A 15,195-nucleotide genomic window follows, 5' to 3' on the forward strand; every position below is an offset into this window, starting at 1 on the left:
ATGGGTCTAGGAACTAGAGGTAAGAGCAAGGCCGCTGCCCGCGGACGCAGGCACACACGTCTTCGCAAGAAGATCGAGGGGACCGCGCTTCGTCCGCGTCTCGTCGTGACCCGCTCGGCTCGCCACGTGTTCGTGCAGGTCGTCGATGACAGCAAGGGTTTCACCCTTGCTTCGGCGTCCACGCTCGAAGACGGTCTGCGCACCTTCGATGGTGACAAGACCGCCAAGGCCCGCAAGGTCGGCGAACTCGTCGCCGAGCGTGCGAAGGCCGCCGGCATCGACGCCGTCGTATTTGACCGTGGCGGAAGCAAGTACGCAGGACGCGTCGCTGCGATCGCCGATGGAGCTCGAGAGGGTGGATTGAACCTGTGAGCACTGAAACCGCTAACACAGCAACCAAGGAGACCGTGGTGGCCGCAGAGGCACCCGTCGAAACCGCTGCCTCAACGGCACCTGCCCAGAACGAGCCTCGTGAGGCTCGTCGTGGCGGTCGTGAGCGCAACCCGAACAAGGACCGCGGAAGCCGCGATGCCGACAAGAGCCAGTTCCTGGAGCGCGTCGTCACCATCAACCGCGTTTCCAAGGTGGTGAAGGGTGGTCGTCGCTTCAGCTTCACCGCTCTCGTCGTCGTTGGTGACGGAAACGGCCTCGTCGGCGTTGGATACGGCAAGGCCCGCGAGGTGCCGACCGCCATTTCCAAGGGCGTCGAAGAAGCGAAGAAGAACTTCTTCCGCGTTCCCCGCGTCGGTCTGACGATCCCGCACCCCGTGCAGGGTGAAGCCGCAGCCGGCGTCGTCCTGCTGCGTCCCGCCGCGGCCGGTACCGGCGTTATCGCCGGTGGCCCGGTGCGCGCCGTTCTCGAGTGCGCGGGCATCCACGATGTCCTCAGCAAGTCGCTCGGTTCGTCGAACACCATCAACATCGTTCACGCCACGGTCGAGGCCCTGCACCAGCTCGAAGAGCCGCGTGCGGTTGCGGCTCGTCGTGGCCTCGCGTACGAAGACGTCGCTCCGGCGCGCTTCCTGCGTGCCGACGCCGCAGCAGCTGCAGCGGCAGCAAAGGCAGGTGCCTGATGGCTCGCCTCAAAGTGACACAGATCAAGTCCAAAATTAGTGAGAAGCAGAACCAGCGCGACACGCTTCGCAGCCTGGGTCTCAAGCGCATTGGCGCAGTCACGATTCGCGAGGACAACTCGCAGAACCGTGGCTACGTCAACACCGTTGCTCACCTCGTAAAGGTCGAGGAGATTGACTAATGGCTGACGAGAAGGAAGCTGCCACGGCAGCCGCCAAGCCCGCCACTGCACAGAAGGCAGCCCCCAAGAAGACTGCCTCCGCCAAGGTCGCAGTGAAGGCTGCTCCGACCGAGAAGCGCGAGCAGGTTCTGAAGGTTCACCACCTTCGCCCCGCCCCCGGAGCCAAGAAGTCGCGCATGCGCGTCGGTCGTGGTGAAGGATCCAAGGGTAAGACCGCCGGCCGTGGAACCAAGGGCACGAAGGCGCGCTACAACGTGCGCATCGGGTTCGAGGGTGGCCAGATGCCACTGCACATGCGTACTCCGAAGCTGCGCGGGTTCAAGAACCCGTTCCGCGTCGAGTACCAGGTCGTCAACCTCGAGAAGCTCGCGGAGCTTTACCCGAACGGCGGCGATGTAACCATCGCCGATCTGGTCGCCAAGGGTGCCGTTCGCGACAACGAGAAGGTCAAGGTTCTCGGCAATGGTGACATTGCGGTTAAGCTGAACATTGCAGTGGATAAGGTCTCCGGCTCAGCAGAGCAGAAGATCGTCGCTGCGGGTGGCTCAATCAAGTAAGTCCGTAGACGCTGAGCGAGCTTGTCGAGGCCACCAATCGAAATCTTTCGATGCTGGTCTCGACAAGCTCGTTTTTCACGTTATTAACTGGAGGCATTGTGTTCAGCGCCATCGCGCGGATATTCCGCACACCCGACCTGCGCAGGAAAATCGGGTTCAGCCTGGGTATTGTTGCCCTGTTCCGACTGGGCTCGTTCATCCCTGCCCCCTTCGTCGACTTCGGAAACGTTCAATCGTGTCTGGCGGCGAACCAGGACGCCAGCGGCCTCTATGAGCTCGTCAACCTCTTCAGCGGGGGCGCCCTGCTGCAACTGTCGGTCTTCGCGCTCGGCATCATGCCGTACATCACGGCCTCGATCATCGTGCAGCTCCTGCGCGTGGTCATCCCACATTTTGAGACACTACACAAGGAAGGCGCGTCCGGACAGGGCACGCTCACCCAGTACACGCGGTACCTCACCATCGCCCTCGCGATCCTTCAGTCGACGACGCTGATCACGGTGGCCCGCAGCGGAGCACTCTACGGCACGTCCGCCAGCGCCGAGTGCTCGCAGCTGCTCACCAATGACGCCTGGTACGCCATCATGCTCATGGTCATCACCATGACCGCCGGCACCGGCCTGATCATGTGGATGGGTGAGCTCATCACCGAGCGCGGCATCGGCAACGGCATGTCACTGTTGATCTTCACCTCGATCGCAGCCCTCTTCCCGGGATCGCTCGCCTCCATCGGTCAGCAGAAGGGCCTCGACATCCTGATGATCGTGATCGCGGTCGGTCTGGTCGTGGTCGCCGCCGTGGTCTTCGTCGAGCAGTCCCAGCGTCGCATTCCGGTGCAGTACGCCAAACGGATGGTCGGACGCCGCACCTACGGCGGGAACAACACGTATATCCCGATCAAGGTGAACATGGCCGGCGTTGTGCCCGTCATTTTCGCGTCGTCACTGCTGTACCTGCCGGCCCTGATCGCGCAGTTCAACCAGCCGGCGGCCGGACAGGCGCCGGCGGCGTGGGTCACCTGGGTCACCAACAACCTCACGCAGGGCAACGATCCGCTCTACATGGCGCTGTACTTCCTCCTCATCGTCGGATTCACCTACTTCTATGTCGCGATCACCTTTAACCCCGAAGAGGTCGCCGACAACATGAAGAAGTACGGCGGATTCATCCCGGGCATCCGTGCCGGTCGTCCGACCGCCGAGTACCTGGACTTCGTTCTCACCCGGGTGACGCTGCCCGGTGCCCTGTACCTGGGCCTGATCGCCCTGCTGCCGCTGATCGCGTTCTCCGCGATCGGAGCCGACCAGAACTTCCCGTTCGGTGGCGCCAGCATCCTGATCGTGGTCGGTGTCGGACTCGAGACGGTCAAACAGATCGACGCACAACTCCAGCAGCGCCACTACGAAGGGCTTCTCCGATGACCCGTTTGCTGCTGATCGGCCCGCCCGGCGCGGGCAAGGGAACCCAGGCCGAGCGCCTGTCCGATGCCTTCGACGTTCCGGCCATCTCCACCGGTGACATCTTCCGCTTCAACGTGAAGAACGACACCGAACTGGGTCTTCAAGTCAAGGCGTTCATGGATGCCGGCGCGTACGTGCCCGATTCCCTCACCAACGCGATCGTGTCCGATCGGTTGCAGCAGCCCGACGCCACCGGGGGATTCCTGCTGGACGGCTACCCGCGCACGCAGGAACAGGTTCTGGAACTGGACCGGATACTGGAGGCCGACGGTGACGCACTCGACGCCGTCGTGCTGATCGTCGCCGACACCGAAGAGGTCGTCGCCCGACTCCTCAAACGTGCCGCCGAGCAGGGGCGTGCGGACGACACCGCCGACGTCATCCGGCACCGCCTCTCCGTCTACGAGGAGCAGACGTCTCCTCTGATCGACGTTTACTCCTCCCGCGGTCTCGTGGTCACGGTCGACGGCCTCGGCGCCGTCGACGAGGTGACCGGGCGCATCCTTGCGGCACTGACCGAGCGCGGACTCTCCGTGCCCGTCACCAGCGCGCCTGTCACCAGCGTTCCCGTCACCAGCGGAGACGCAGCCAGCGCCTCCTAACCCGGTCGTGCACGCCCAGCGTGCGCGTCCTCAGCAGTTTGCAGAGATCTTCACCATGAGCCTTCGACGATCCATCTACAAGTCGCCGGCGCAGATGCGGTTGATGATCGCGCCCGGACTGGCCACGGCCGCATCCCTGGATGCGGCCCGGGCGGCCATCCGGGTCGGTGGGACCACCCTCGAGCTCGACGCGGCCGCCGAGGCGGCCATCGTGGCTCGGGGCGGCCTGCCGAACTTCAAGCTGGAGCAGGGCTACCACCACACGGTCTGCGCCTCTGTCAACGAGGATGTCGTGCATGGCATCCCGGGGGCTCGCGTGCTCGCCGCCGGCGACATCGTGTCGATCGACAGCGGCGCCATCATCGACGGCTGGAACGGCGACGCGGCCTTCTCCTTCGTGATTCCGGACCCGGCCCGGCCCGAGGTCGTCGCCGAGCGCGAGAAACTGTCGCACGTCACGGAGCAGTCGCTGTGGCACGGGATCGCCCGGCTCGCGGTGGCGCGTCACCTCAACGAGGTCGGCGATGCCATCGAAGACTACGTCGAGTCTCAGGGGGACTACGGAATCCTCACCGACTATGTCGGTCACGGCATCGGCCGGTCCATGCATGAGGCCCCGCCCGTGTTCAACTATCGCGTGCGCCAGAAGGGTCCGGACGTGAAGCCTGGTCTCGTGATCGCGATCGAGCCCATGGTCGTCATGGGATCCATCGAGACGTTCGTGCGCGACGACGACTGGACCGTCGCCACCAGCGACGGCCTGGCCGCCGCGCACTGGGAGCACAGCGTGGCCGTGCACAAGGACGGCATCTGGGTGCTCACCGCCGCCGACGGCGGCGCTGCGGGGCTGGCCCCGCTCGGCATCACGCCCGTCCCGCTCCCGTAGCCGCACACGGCCCGAACCAGCCGCACACGGAACGTCGGATCTCACCGCACTGCGTGGACGCCGTTCCGCATGCGAAATGCCGTGCCCGATGCCAAACCAATTCGACGGAAATTTTGGGTCAAACACCCGTTTTCGTGCCCGAAAGCGGTGTTTTGGGCAGAATCTCCGTCGAATTCGTTCGGGGTGAGTCGTCCCCGGGCTCCGGAATCGTACGAGACGGCGGTTGCAGCGGGCATCCACCCCGCGCTGCGGTCAACTTCTCGCCTGTCCGAGACATGGACCAATCGCCACTCACCCGCCACCCGCGATCGCCCCTCACCCGCGGCAATCGGAACCCGCTCCCGTAGCCGCACACGGCCCGAACCAGCCGCACTCGGGGGAGGGGATCTGGTCTCTTCGGGACTCCGGAGGCGGGAGGATGGTGGAGAGGACAAACCGTCCGTCTCGGCTCAGGGAAAGAGCGATTCCATGAAGATTCTCATCGTCTGCGGTGCTGGCGCCTCCAGTGCCTTTGTCGCACATCGGGTTCGGCACACGGCCGCGGCCCGCGGTCTGGATGTCCACGTCTTCGCGGGGAGCGAATCGGATCTGCCGGCCTCCCTCGGCCCGGTCGACGTGCTTCTGGTGGGTCCCCACCTGGCACCTCGGTTTGAGAAGATCCGCCTTCAGGCCGTGCACGCCGGGGTCGGCATCGCCCTGCTGGAGGAGACCGTCTTCGCCTCGCAGAACGGCGACGAAGCGCTCGATGCCGCGATCTATGCCTACAAGACGCGTGACTGGGCCGAAACGAAAAAGTAGCTGACCGGTGGCCTACTGGTCCATCAGGTGCACGAGCTCGTCGATGAAGGATGCGAAGTCCACCGACCGCTTGACCAGCCGTTGCACGTCGGCCCGGTCCGAGAAGACCTCCACGAACTGGTCGAAGACGGTCTGGAAGCTCTTGCGCCCGGCGGCGCTGAAGGCGACCATCGCCACCACGTTGACCCGGTTCTCGCCCCACGCCATGGGCGTGTCGTTGATCACGACGGCGATCGAGGTACGGATTGCCGTCATCGACATCGAGTGCGGCACCGCCACGTTGTCCGTGAACGCCGTCGACGACATGAGCTCGCGCTCGATCGCGCCGTCGATGTAGCTCTGGTCGATATCGCCGTGTGCGATCATCCGTTCGCCGAGAGCGCGGATCATCGCGGTCTCGTCAGCGGCGTGGAAGTTGTGCGCGAACAGAGACTCGTCGAAGAACTGCAGCAGCTCGTCCTTGAGGTCGGCGCGACGGCGAAGTCGACGGATGCGGCTCGCGGCCTTCCGCACACGGTCGATGTCGGCCTCGGTCAGGAACGGCTGGATCACGATGACGGACTCGGCCGGCGACTGCGGTTCGATGGTGGTGAGCACGAGTTTCGCATCCAGGGCCTTCCAGTCGACGTCGCTGCGGGTGACCACCGACACAACTTCGAGCTCGTCACCGAGGACCCGCTCGATCCGTTCGCGCAGCAGCACGTGCATGTCGTAATAGTTCGGGCAGATCAGGGCGCACGTGACCAGGTCCTCGCGCCGGGACTGTTGCTGAAGGTGGGCACCGACGTGCATCGCGATGTACGCGATCTCATCGTCGTTGATCACGATCTGCTCTTGCCGCTGCAACTGGCTGGCGATGTAGACGGCGACCTCATAGATCATCGGGTACGACGTCTTGATCGACCGGGTGAGCGGGTTGTGCGAGTACGAGCGGTCGGTCGCCCGGTTGATCAGGTTGCGCACGTGCAGCGTGAGCCGCACGATGAAGTTCTCCTCCGCGAGGTCCAGCAGGAACTCGTCCCCGGCCTGGCCGACGATCCGGCGCACGGCGTCGAGATCTTCGGGGCGGACGAAGCTCTCGATCAGAACCTGCGCCGGTTGGTCCTGCCCGGGGGTGATCACCCGGGTCTTGAGCAGGAGTGCGATGTAGTCGAGGTCACCGGCACCCAGTTCGACGTGGAAGTGGCGCACGATCAGCCCGGAGAGGGCGAGGGTCATCGCATCGGGGGAGCCGACGGATGCCGCGGTCTCGGCCACCACGGGAGAGGTGCGCCTCGTGACCCGGTCGATGGCGATGGCGACATGGAGTAGAACGTCGTTGGTGCCGTACTCGTTGACGAAATACCCCTGCGAGTCGAGCATCGCGATCAGATCCGTCTTGAACTCTCCGAGGCTCTCGGAGGCGAACTCGCGCTGAATCGCCTCGAGTTCGAGCAGACCGCGCGAACTCTCCTCGCGGAACAGCCGGCTGAGCAGCCGCCGCCGGTCGGTCTCGGAGCCGGCGAGCGTGACCACGCTGCCGTGGCGGGTGAGCGTGAGCCCGGTGTCGGGCAGTAGCTGCCGCACCTTGGTCAGGTCGGAGTCGATCGTGGAGTCACTGACGAACAGCTCGGCGGACAGAGCGTAGACGTCGAGCCCCTCGTGGGACTCCGTGAGCCGGCGCACCAAAGCGTAAAGGCGATCCGTCGGGGTCTCGGCTTCGTCCGAGTGTATGCGCCCCCTGGCGCGGTACACGGCGAACGCCTCGAGGTCCAGCCGGTACCCGGCCGGACCCGACTCGATGATCTCGAGCGGCCCGGCAGCCAGTTTCAGGTTCGTGACGTAGCTGCGCACGGTCCGGGGCGTGACGCCCAGGAGGTCGGCAAGCTCGCCGGCGGTGACCCAGGCCGGTGTCTGCGACAGAAAATCCAGCATCCGTGTCTGTTTGTCGCTCATCGCATGAAACTCCCAAGTAAAAAGTAAGTCTCCCACGCCGCTCCCGGCCGGATAACTGCCACGAGATTTCCGGGGGTGCGGAAAAGTCTCTGGTGGCCCCGCAAGACCGTCTTGATCAGACTTGAATCAGTCGCAACGTGACGGGGCAACTCCTCATCGCATCCCTACGAAAGGCAGAGAAATGACGACGACGTCAGCTACCAAGACCAAGAGCGGAGGAACCCGTGTGCACGTTCAGCGCTTTGGCACCTTCCTCAGCGGAATGGTCATGCCCAACATCCCTGCATTCATTGCGTGGGGATTGATCACCGCATTCTTCATTCCGACCGGTTGGACCCCGAACGCGACCTTGGAAACGCTCGTCGGACCGATGATCGTGTACTTACTGCCGCTTCTGATCGCCAACACCGGTGGCCGGATGGTCTACGGAACGCGTGGTGCGGTCATCGCCTCGATCGCGACCATGGGTGTCATCGTGGGCAGCGAGATCCCGATGTTCATCGGCGCCATGATCGTCGGCCCGGGATCCGCGTACCTGCTGAAGAAGCTTGACAGCCTCTGGGCCGGCAAGATCAAGCCCGGGTTCGAGATGCTGGTCGACAACTTCGCGTCCGGCATCCTCGGCATGATCCTCGCGCTGGGTGCGTTCTTCGGAATCGCCCCGCTCGTGACCGGGATCAGCAATTTCCTCGAGATGATCGTCGACTGGCTCGTCTCCAACAGCCTGCTGCCCATCGCCAGCATCTTCATCGAGCCCGGCAAGATCCTGTTCCTCAACAACGCCATCAACCATGGCGTGCTCACGCCGATCGGTGTGCAGCAGGTTGCGGAAAACGGCCAGTCGGTGCTGTTCTTGCTCGAGGCGAACCCCGGCCCCGGCTTGGGCATCCTGCTCGCGTTCTCCTTCTTCGGAGTCGGCATCGCACGGGCCAGCGCACCGGGCGCCATCATCATCCACTTCTTCGGCGGCATCCACGAGATCTACTTCCCGTACGTGCTGATGAAGCCGGCACTGCTCCTCGCCGCAGTCGGCGGCGGCATGACCGGTGTCGCCATCAACGTGGCCTTCGCAACCGGCCTGCGCGCCCCTGCCTCACCCGGCAGCATCATCGCCATCCTGATCCAGACCGCCCCGGGCAGCTACGTCGGCGTCATCCTCTCCGTCATCGGCGCCGCCACGGTGTCATTCCTGATCGCAGCCGTCATCCTCCGTGCCAGCCGCAAGCGCGACCTGACCGCCGGCGACACCGGTGACATGGCCGAGGCCATCGCCAAGACCGAAGCAAACAAGGGCAAGGCCAGTACCATCCTCGGCGGCCTCGGAGCCTCCGGCACTTCGGTCACTACCGCTCGCCGTGTGAAGACCATCATCTTCGCGTGCGACGCCGGAATGGGCTCCAGCGCCATGGGCGCTTCGGTGCTGCGCAACAAGATCAAGAAGGCCGGTCTCGACGGAATCACCGTGACCAACCAGGCGATCGCGAACCTCGACGGCACGGCCGATCTGGTCATCACGCATCAGGACCTGACCGCCCGGGCCCAGTCGAAGTCTCCTGACTCGACGCATGTCTCGGTCGAGAATTTCATGAACAGCCCGAAATACGATGATGTCGTCGCCCTGATTCAGGGCCAGGCGGCCGAGGAGGTAGCGCGATGACCGACCGCATTCTGGAACTGGGCAACGTCGTGGCCGCGGGGGCGGCCACCACGAAGCAGGGCGCCATCCGTGAGGCCGGCGCCCTGCTCGTCACCGCAGGCGCCGTGCGCGAAGACTACGTCGACTCGATGTTCGACCGCGAAGCCAGCGTGTCGACCTACATGGGAAATTTCCTGGCGATCCCGCACGGGACCAACGACGCCAAGGAGTCGATCGTCCGGTCGGCTCTGTCGCTCGTGCGTTACGCCGAACCGATCGATTGGAACGGCCAGCAGGTGCGTTTCGCCGTCGGGATCGCGGGGCTCAACAATGAGCACCTCGAAATCCTGCAGAAGATCGCGATCGTCTTCTCGGACGAGGACGAAGTGCAGAAATTGATTGACGCCGTCACAGCAGAGGACATCTTCATGCTCCTCGAGGAGGTAAACGCAGAATGAAGGCCATTCACTTCGGTGCAGGGAACATCGGCCGCGGATTTGTCGGCCTCCTGCTTCACGATGCCGGATACGAGGTTGTCTTCGCCGATGTGAATGTCTCCCTGATAGACGCTTTGCAGGCTGCCGGCAGCTACGCCGTGCACGAGGCAGGGGACGTGTCGACCACCCGCGTGGTCGACACTTTCCGGGCCATCAACAGCGTCACGCATGAGGCCGCACTGATCGACGAGATCGCGACGGCCGATATCGTCACCACCGCGGTCGGCCCCACCGTCCTCCGCTTCGTGGCTCCGGTCATCGCGGCCGGACTGGGGCGGCGGTCGGCCGATTTGCCGCCCCTGGCCGTGATGGCGTGCGAGAACGCCATCAACGCCACGGATGTCCTCGCCGAACAGGTCTGGGCCAACGTGCCGGAGCCGGAACGAGCGGCTGTGGCCGAGCGCGTCGTCTTCGCCAACACGGCAGTCGACCGCATCGTGCCCGGCCAGGCCGAGGGTGCCGGCATCGACGTAACCGTCGAGGCCTTCTACGAGTGGGTTATCGAGCAGGGCGCCTTCAACGGCGCCGTGCCGGTCATCCCGGGTGCCACTTTCGTCGACAATCTCGCGCCCTACATCGAGCGCAAGCTGTTCACGGTGAATACCGGACACGCGACCGTCGCCTATCTCGGCGGTGTTGCCGGGGCTTCCAAGATCTCCGACGCGCTCCTGGTGCCGGCGGTGCTGGACGGCGTCCGAGCGGTGCTCGAGGAAACCTCGGCCCTGCTCGTGGCCAAGCACGGCCTCGACGTGGACGCCCAGCGCGCCTACCGGGAGAAGATCCTGGTGCGCTTCGCCAACCCGTCCCTGCCCGACACGGTAGAGCGCGTCGGCCGCCAGCCGCTGCGTAAGCTCAGCCGCCACGAACGGTTCATCGGCCCTGCCGCCGAGATCGCCGAGCACGGCACCCGCCCGGTCGCGCTGCTCGCAGCCGTCGAAGCCGCACTCCGGTTCGACGTCGCCGACGATGAGCAGAGCGCCCTGCTGCAACGGATGCTGCGCGCCGAGACGGCCGAATCGTTCACCGCGTCGGTGTGTGGCCTGGACGCCGCGCATCCGCTGTTCGCCGACGTGGTCCTGGTCGTGGCCGCGGTGCAGAAGGCCCTCTGAGCGGAGAATCCCGCGAGGGATTATAGGGAAGAATTGCCAAAAGGCAACTCCGTACCATAGAGTAAATCCTTGGTGTCTTGCGCGCACGTATGCGGCGTACCAGTGCACCACAATCCACGCACGACCAGCAATCAATACCCTAGCGATAGTGAGTTATGGCCAAAAAAGACGGTGTCATCGAAATCGAGGGCGCGGTAGTCGAAGCTCTTCCCAACGCGATGTTTCGCGTCGAGTTGAGCAACGGCCACAAAGTTCTTGCCCACATTTCAGGCAAGATGCGTCAGCACTACATCCGTATCCTCCCGGAGGATCGCGTGATCGTGGAGCTGAGCCCGTACGACCTGACTCGCGGCCGGATCGTTTACCGCTACAAGTAGAGAGTGCTGTAAGTAACGGCCCGAGGCGTTCCTGGGGTACGAAGACAGCGAATACAAGGACACACCATGAAGGTCAAGCCCAGCGTCAAGAAGATCTGCGACAAGTGCAAGGTCATCCGCCGTAATGGCAACGTGATGGTCATCTGCGAGAACCCTCGTCACAAGCAGCGTCAGGGCTGATCTCGGCAGGCTCGATCACGGTCGAGTCGGACGAGATGCAACTGAATACAGAAAATAGCAGTGCCGGGAACCCTTCGGGGGGACACCATCGGTTGGAGGCCGATGAACAGGCACTGTCACAGACCTCCACTCATATACAGGAGAAGCCACAATGGCACGTCTAGCCGGCGTTGATATTCCCCGCGATAAGCGCGTGGAAGTTGCACTGACTTACATCTTTGGTGTTGGCCGCACGAGGGCACTCAAGACCCTCGCCGACACTGAAATCGATGGAAACATCCGAGTCAAGGACCTGAGTGACGAGCAGCTCGTCGCCCTCCGTGACTACATCGAAGGAACCTTCAAGGTTGAGGGTGACCTCCGCCGTGAGGTTGCCGCTGACATCCGCCGCAAGGTCGAGATCGGCAGCTACGAGGGCATCCGCCACCGCAAGGGCCTGCCCGTTCGCGGCCAGCGCACCAAGACCAACGCTCGCACCCGCAAGGGCCCGAAGCGCACCGTAGCCGGCAAGAAGAAGGCGCGCTAGGCCTCGGCCTGGCCCGTCTCGCCTTTAGGACTCAGGAGAAATTCATGGCAGCACCAAAGTCGGCCGTTCGGAAGCCGCGCAAGAAAGAAAAGAAGAACGTCGCTGTGGGCCAGGCCCACATCAAGAGCACCTTCAACAACACCATCGTCTCGATCACTGACACCACCGGTGCGGTCATCAGCTGGGCGTCCTCGGGTGGAGTCGGCTTCAAGGGTTCGCGCAAGTCGACCCCGTTCGCCGCACAGCTGGCTGCCGAGTCGGCTGCCCGCCAGGCGCAGGAGCACGGCATGAAGAAGGTTGACGTCTTCGTCAAGGGACCGGGATCGGGCCGCGAGACCGCGATCCGTTCGCTCCAGGCCGCCGGCCTCGAGGTCGGTTCGATCAACGACGTCACCCCCCAGGCGCACAACGGATGCCGTCCGCCCAAGCGTCGTCGAGTCTAACCAACCGGCATCTCGCCATCGGCCGGGCCCGTCACAAGACGGGCCCGGCTGTGGCGGGTCGTGGGGCATCACCCCTCCCTCGTTCGACGATGTGCTCGATTGTCGGGCTTGTCGAGAGACACACAACTCAAAACCTCGCCACGCAAGTGTCATATAGCGGACACTTAGCCGAAAGGAATCAACAGTGCTTATTGCACAGCGCCCCACGCTCACCGAAGAGAACATCTCGGAGTTCCGATCCAGGTTCGTCATCGAACCTCTTGAGCCTGGTTTCGGTTACACCCTCGGCAACTCGATGCGCCGCACCCTCCTGTCATCGATCCCCGGAGCCGCTGTCACCAGCATCCGGATCGACGGTGTGCTGCACGAGTTCAGCACCGTTCCCGGTGTCAAGGAAGACGTCACCGAGATCATCCTCAACATCAAGGGCCTCGTCATCTCCAGCGAGCACGACGAGCCCATCACCGCGTACCTACGCAAGCAGGGTGCCGGCCAGGTCACGGCCGCCGACATCTCGGCTCCGGCCGGTGTCGAGGTGCACAACCCCGAGCTGGTCATCGCCACGCTGAACGACAAGGCCAAGTTCGAACTCGAACTGACCATCGAACGCGGCCGCGGCTACGTGTCGGCCACCCAGAACCGCAACGAGTACTCCGAGGCCGGCCAGATTCCGGTCGACTCGATCTACTCGCCCGTGCTCAAGGTGACCTACCGCGTCGAGGCAACTCGTGCCGGTGAGCGCACCGACTTCGACCGCCTCGTCGTCGACGTGGAGACCAAGTCGGCGATTTCGCCTCGCGACGCCATCGCATCCGCCGGTCGCACGCTGACCGAGCTGTTCGGTCTGGCCCGTGAGCTGAACACCGCCGCCGAGGGCATCGAAATCGGCCCGGCGCCGGTCGATGCCGTGCTGTCGACCGAGCTGTCGATTCCGATCGAAGACCTCGATCTGTCGGTGCGCTCGTACAACTGCCTCAAGCGCGAGGGCATCAACAACGTCAGCGAACTGGTCGCCCTCTCGGAGACCCAGCTGATGAACATCCGCAACTTCGGACAGAAGTCGGTGGATGAGGTCAAGGACAAGCTCGTTGAGCTCGGCCTGTCCCTGAAGGACTCGGTGCCCGGATTCGACGGCGCCCACTTCTACAGCGGCTACGACGAAGAAACCATCTAAAGCAGTCGTTCAGACTGACTTTCGACTTTGATACTGGAGATAACCAATGCCTACGCCCACTAAGGGAGCCCGCCTCGGAGGCGGACCGGCCCACGAGCGCCTCATGCTCGCCAACCTGGCCGCATCCCTATTCACCCACAAGTCCATCAAGACGACCGAGACGCGCGCCAAGCGCCTGCGTCCGGTCGCCGAGCGACTGATCACCTTCGCAAAGAAGGGTGACCTGCACGCCCGTCGTCGCGTGCTTGCCACCATCGGCGACAAGACCGTCGTGCATGAGCTCTTCACCGAGATCGCACCTCAGGTTGCCCTTCGCGAGGGTGGTTACACCCGCATAACGAAGCTCGGCTTCCGCAAGGGCGACAACGCTTCGATGGTGCAGATGGAGCTCGTTCTCGAGCCCGTCACCCCGAAGGTCAAGCGCTCCTCCGCCAAGGCTGCTTCCAAGCCCGCCGCGGCAGCGCCCGTTGCCGAGGCTCCGGCCGAGGTCGTCGTCGAGGATGCTGCTGACGAAGCTGACGTCGTCGAGGATGATGTCGCTGCCGCTGAGGAATCCAAGTAGGCACTCTGTGCTGTATCGACTCAGCTGAATCGCTGTGTTGAATTGAGAGGGGCCCGACTTCGGTCGGGCCCCTCTTTTTGTGCCCCGGCGACGGGCTAGCGCCCTCGCGGGGCCCCGGCTACGATCTACGCCATGGAACGCCTGACCGGAATCCAAAATCAGGGTCCGCGGCGCCGTGCGGCCCTGCCGCCCGACGCGCCGGGGCCCGCCCACCCTGAGATCGCCCGGTGGCGTCCGGCAACGGTGTCGGACGCCGACGACCTGTGGCAACTCACCCGAGCGGTCGGCAAGGCGGACCATCCGTACCACCTGACGACGCGGGAGGGCATCGAGCGGGACTTCGGTCTGTCGTACTTCCATCCGGAGCGGGATTCCCTGATCGGGTTCACCGCCGACGGCACCCTCGTGGCGATGGGGATGGTGATGGCGCCGCCGCGGCGCGAGACGCTGGCCCGCGCGATCCTGGTCGGCGGGGTTCACCCCGACTACCGCGGACGCGGAATCGGCCGCGAGCTGCTCGCGTGGCAGCTGGGCCGGGCCGAGCAGCAGCTCGCCACCGACGATCCCTCGGTTCCACGCTGGATCCTCGCGTACACCGAGGAGACCGCGTACCGCAGCATCCGTCTGTTCCGGCGCCTCGGCATGGAGTGCGCCCGGTACTTCCAGTCCCTCGAGCGGCGCCTCGACGAGCCGGTCCCCGAGATCGACCTTCCGGTTGACATTCGCGTCATCCAATTCACCACGGAGTTCTCTGCGGCCGTTCACGAAGCGCGCGACTCGTCGTTCCGGGATCACTGGGCCAGCCAACCGATGAGCGACGATGCCTGGGACTCCTTCGTGACGAGTCGCAAATTCCGCCCCGACCTCTCATACCTGGCCCTCGCGACCGGCCCCGACGGCACCCCGAAGGTCGTGGGCTTCACCCTGGCCACGGTCAACGAGGACGACTGGCTGAACCAGGGCTACACCGGCAGCCACGTCGACCTCGTCGGCGTCATCGACGGATGGCGGGGCAAACACATCGCGCGGAACCTGCTGGGCCTGCATCTGCGTGCCGCACGCGCCGAGGGTCTGGCCCGGGCGACCCTGGTCGTCGACTCCGAAAGTCCCACCGGCGCGCTGAACCTGTACCTCGGCATGGGTTTCACGCCCACCACCCGCAGTCTCGCCTTCACCATTGAGCTTTAGTCCCACCCGG

General features: G+C 64.3%; 19 protein-coding genes. 18 read left to right on the forward strand and 1 reads right to left on the reverse strand.

The genetic code is table 11. The annotated features are described in order from the left end of the window. The 8 genes from rplR to E3O22_RS11485 all read left to right on the forward strand — a co-directional run bounded on the left by rplR (position 1) and on the right by E3O22_RS11485 (position 5,558). Positions 1-372: a 50S ribosomal protein L18 gene (rplR, locus tag E3O22_RS11450; RefSeq protein WP_104171761.1), complete on the forward strand. Its 372-nt coding sequence runs from the start codon at positions 1-3 to the stop codon at positions 370-372. A gap of 35 nt (positions 373-407) precedes the next feature. After that, entirely contained in the window at positions 408-1,073 is a 666-nt protein-coding gene (gene rpsE, locus E3O22_RS11455; protein ID WP_134395195.1) for a 30S ribosomal protein S5, read from the forward strand. After that, positions 1,073-1,255 (forward strand): 50S ribosomal protein L30, encoded by a 183-nt coding sequence (gene rpmD / locus E3O22_RS11460; RefSeq protein WP_174235710.1) that lies wholly within the window; start codon positions 1,073-1,075, stop codon positions 1,253-1,255. Before rpsE ends, rpmD begins: the two co-directional genes overlap by 1 nt. Beyond that, positions 1,255-1,812 carry a 50S ribosomal protein L15 gene (gene rplO, locus E3O22_RS11465; RefSeq protein ID WP_134395128.1) on the forward strand — a complete coding sequence of 186 codons (558 nt, stop codon included), beginning with the start codon at positions 1,255-1,257 and terminating at the stop codon, positions 1,810-1,812. The genes rpmD and rplO overlap by 1 nt, the downstream gene beginning before the upstream one ends. Positions 1,813-1,910: 98 nt before the next feature. After that, positions 1,911-3,233, forward strand: a complete 1,323-nt coding sequence (secY, locus tag E3O22_RS11470) for a preprotein translocase subunit SecY (RefSeq protein WP_104171762.1) — start codon at positions 1,911-1,913, stop codon at positions 3,231-3,233. After that, positions 3,230-3,874, forward strand: a complete 645-nt coding sequence (locus E3O22_RS11475; RefSeq protein ID WP_174720119.1) for an adenylate kinase — start codon at positions 3,230-3,232, stop codon at positions 3,872-3,874. Before secY ends, E3O22_RS11475 begins: the two co-directional genes overlap by 4 nt. A gap of 55 nt (positions 3,875-3,929) precedes the next feature. Continuing rightward, complete coding sequence (map, locus tag E3O22_RS11480) at positions 3,930-4,760, forward strand: type I methionyl aminopeptidase (protein ID WP_134395127.1); 831 nt, start codon at positions 3,930-3,932, stop codon at positions 4,758-4,760. 468 nt (positions 4,761-5,228) lie between these two features. Then, complete coding sequence (locus tag E3O22_RS11485) at positions 5,229-5,558, forward strand: PTS sugar transporter subunit IIB (RefSeq protein WP_104171764.1); 330 nt, start codon at positions 5,229-5,231, stop codon at positions 5,556-5,558. A gap of 12 nt (positions 5,559-5,570) precedes the next feature. Here E3O22_RS11485 and E3O22_RS11490 read toward each other — a convergent pair whose 3' ends face one another. Further along, a complete protein-coding gene (locus E3O22_RS11490; RefSeq protein ID WP_134395126.1) occupies positions 5,571-7,493 on the reverse strand; it encodes a BglG family transcription antiterminator in 1,923 nt (640 codons plus the stop codon). A gap of 181 nt (positions 7,494-7,674) precedes the next feature. On the opposite strand from E3O22_RS11490, the gene E3O22_RS11495 reads away from it, so the two are divergent. From E3O22_RS11495 to E3O22_RS11540, 10 genes are all read left to right on the forward strand, one after another. After that, positions 7,675-9,150 (forward strand): PTS mannitol transporter subunit IICB, encoded by a 1,476-nt coding sequence (locus tag E3O22_RS11495; RefSeq protein ID WP_134395125.1) that lies wholly within the window; start codon positions 7,675-7,677, stop codon positions 9,148-9,150. Further along, entirely contained in the window at positions 9,147-9,587 is a 441-nt protein-coding gene (locus tag E3O22_RS11500; RefSeq protein ID WP_134395124.1) for a PTS sugar transporter subunit IIA, read from the forward strand. The genes E3O22_RS11495 and E3O22_RS11500 overlap by 4 nt, the downstream gene beginning before the upstream one ends. Further along, positions 9,584-10,735, forward strand: a complete 1,152-nt coding sequence (locus E3O22_RS11505; RefSeq protein WP_134395123.1) for a mannitol-1-phosphate 5-dehydrogenase — start codon at positions 9,584-9,586, stop codon at positions 10,733-10,735. Before E3O22_RS11500 ends, E3O22_RS11505 begins: the two co-directional genes overlap by 4 nt. Before the next feature lie 155 nt (positions 10,736-10,890). Next, positions 10,891-11,112 carry a translation initiation factor IF-1 gene (gene infA / locus E3O22_RS11510; RefSeq protein ID WP_055965022.1) on the forward strand — a complete coding sequence of 74 codons (222 nt, stop codon included), beginning with the start codon at positions 10,891-10,893 and terminating at the stop codon, positions 11,110-11,112. Between the two features lie 66 nt (positions 11,113-11,178). Continuing rightward, on the forward strand, positions 11,179-11,292 hold the full coding sequence (gene rpmJ, locus E3O22_RS11515; RefSeq protein ID WP_035834639.1) for a 50S ribosomal protein L36: 114 nt from the start codon (positions 11,179-11,181) through the stop codon (positions 11,290-11,292). Positions 11,293-11,443: 151 nt separating this feature from the next. Beyond that, positions 11,444-11,818, forward strand: a complete 375-nt coding sequence (gene rpsM / locus E3O22_RS11520; RefSeq protein WP_104100946.1) for a 30S ribosomal protein S13 — start codon at positions 11,444-11,446, stop codon at positions 11,816-11,818. A gap of 44 nt (positions 11,819-11,862) precedes the next feature. Continuing rightward, entirely contained in the window at positions 11,863-12,261 is a 399-nt protein-coding gene (gene rpsK, locus E3O22_RS11525) for a 30S ribosomal protein S11 (RefSeq protein ID WP_022883249.1), read from the forward strand. Positions 12,262-12,445: 184 nt separating this feature from the next. After that, entirely contained in the window at positions 12,446-13,435 is a 990-nt protein-coding gene (locus E3O22_RS11530; protein WP_134365630.1) for a DNA-directed RNA polymerase subunit alpha, read from the forward strand. A gap of 46 nt (positions 13,436-13,481) precedes the next feature. Beyond that, positions 13,482-13,997 (forward strand): 50S ribosomal protein L17, encoded by a 516-nt coding sequence (rplQ, locus tag E3O22_RS11535; RefSeq protein ID WP_134395122.1) that lies wholly within the window; start codon positions 13,482-13,484, stop codon positions 13,995-13,997. A 132-nt stretch (positions 13,998-14,129) separates the two neighbouring features. Then, on the forward strand, positions 14,130-15,185 hold the full coding sequence (locus E3O22_RS11540) for a GNAT family N-acetyltransferase (RefSeq protein ID WP_134395121.1): 1,056 nt from the start codon (positions 14,130-14,132) through the stop codon (positions 15,183-15,185). Positions 15,186-15,195 lie beyond the last annotated feature (10 nt).

Source organism: Cryobacterium sp. TMT2-18-2 (assembly GCF_004402245.1).
GTDB classification, from domain to species: domain Bacteria; phylum Actinomycetota; class Actinomycetes; order Actinomycetales; family Microbacteriaceae; genus Cryobacterium; species Cryobacterium sandaracinum.

Bases quoted from the DNA above. Each gene is read 5' to 3' on its own strand.
- rpsM (WP_104100946.1), top strand. From the start codon at position 11,444: ATGGCACGTCTAGCCGGCGTTGATATTCCCCGCGATAAGCGCGTGGAA.
- E3O22_RS11505 (WP_134395123.1), top strand. From the start codon at position 9,584: ATGAAGGCCATTCACTTCGGTGCAGGGAACATCGGCCGCGGATTTGTC.
- E3O22_RS11485 (WP_104171764.1), top strand. From the start codon at position 5,229: ATGAAGATTCTCATCGTCTGCGGTGCTGGCGCCTCCAGTGCCTTTGTC.
- E3O22_RS11540 (WP_134395121.1), top strand. From the start codon at position 14,130: ATGGAACGCCTGACCGGAATCCAAAATCAGGGTCCGCGGCGCCGTGCG.
- rplO (WP_134395128.1), top strand. From the start codon at position 1,255: ATGGCTGACGAGAAGGAAGCTGCCACGGCAGCCGCCAAGCCCGCCACT.
- rpsK (WP_022883249.1), top strand. From the start codon at position 11,863: ATGGCAGCACCAAAGTCGGCCGTTCGGAAGCCGCGCAAGAAAGAAAAG.
- E3O22_RS11500 (WP_134395124.1), top strand. From the start codon at position 9,147: ATGACCGACCGCATTCTGGAACTGGGCAACGTCGTGGCCGCGGGGGCG.
- infA (WP_055965022.1), top strand. From the start codon at position 10,891: ATGGCCAAAAAAGACGGTGTCATCGAAATCGAGGGCGCGGTAGTCGAA.
- rplQ (WP_134395122.1), top strand. From the start codon at position 13,482: ATGCCTACGCCCACTAAGGGAGCCCGCCTCGGAGGCGGACCGGCCCAC.
- map (WP_134395127.1), top strand. From the start codon at position 3,930: ATGAGCCTTCGACGATCCATCTACAAGTCGCCGGCGCAGATGCGGTTG.
- E3O22_RS11475 (WP_174720119.1), top strand. From the start codon at position 3,230: ATGACCCGTTTGCTGCTGATCGGCCCGCCCGGCGCGGGCAAGGGAACC.
- rpmJ (WP_035834639.1), top strand. From the start codon at position 11,179: ATGAAGGTCAAGCCCAGCGTCAAGAAGATCTGCGACAAGTGCAAGGTC.
- rpmD (WP_174235710.1), top strand. From the start codon at position 1,073: ATGGCTCGCCTCAAAGTGACACAGATCAAGTCCAAAATTAGTGAGAAG.
- rplR (WP_104171761.1), top strand. From the start codon at position 1: ATGGGTCTAGGAACTAGAGGTAAGAGCAAGGCCGCTGCCCGCGGACGC.
- E3O22_RS11495 (WP_134395125.1), top strand. From the start codon at position 7,675: ATGACGACGACGTCAGCTACCAAGACCAAGAGCGGAGGAACCCGTGTG.
- E3O22_RS11490 (WP_134395126.1), bottom strand. From the start codon at position 7,493: ATGAGCGACAAACAGACACGGATGCTGGATTTTCTGTCGCAGACACCG.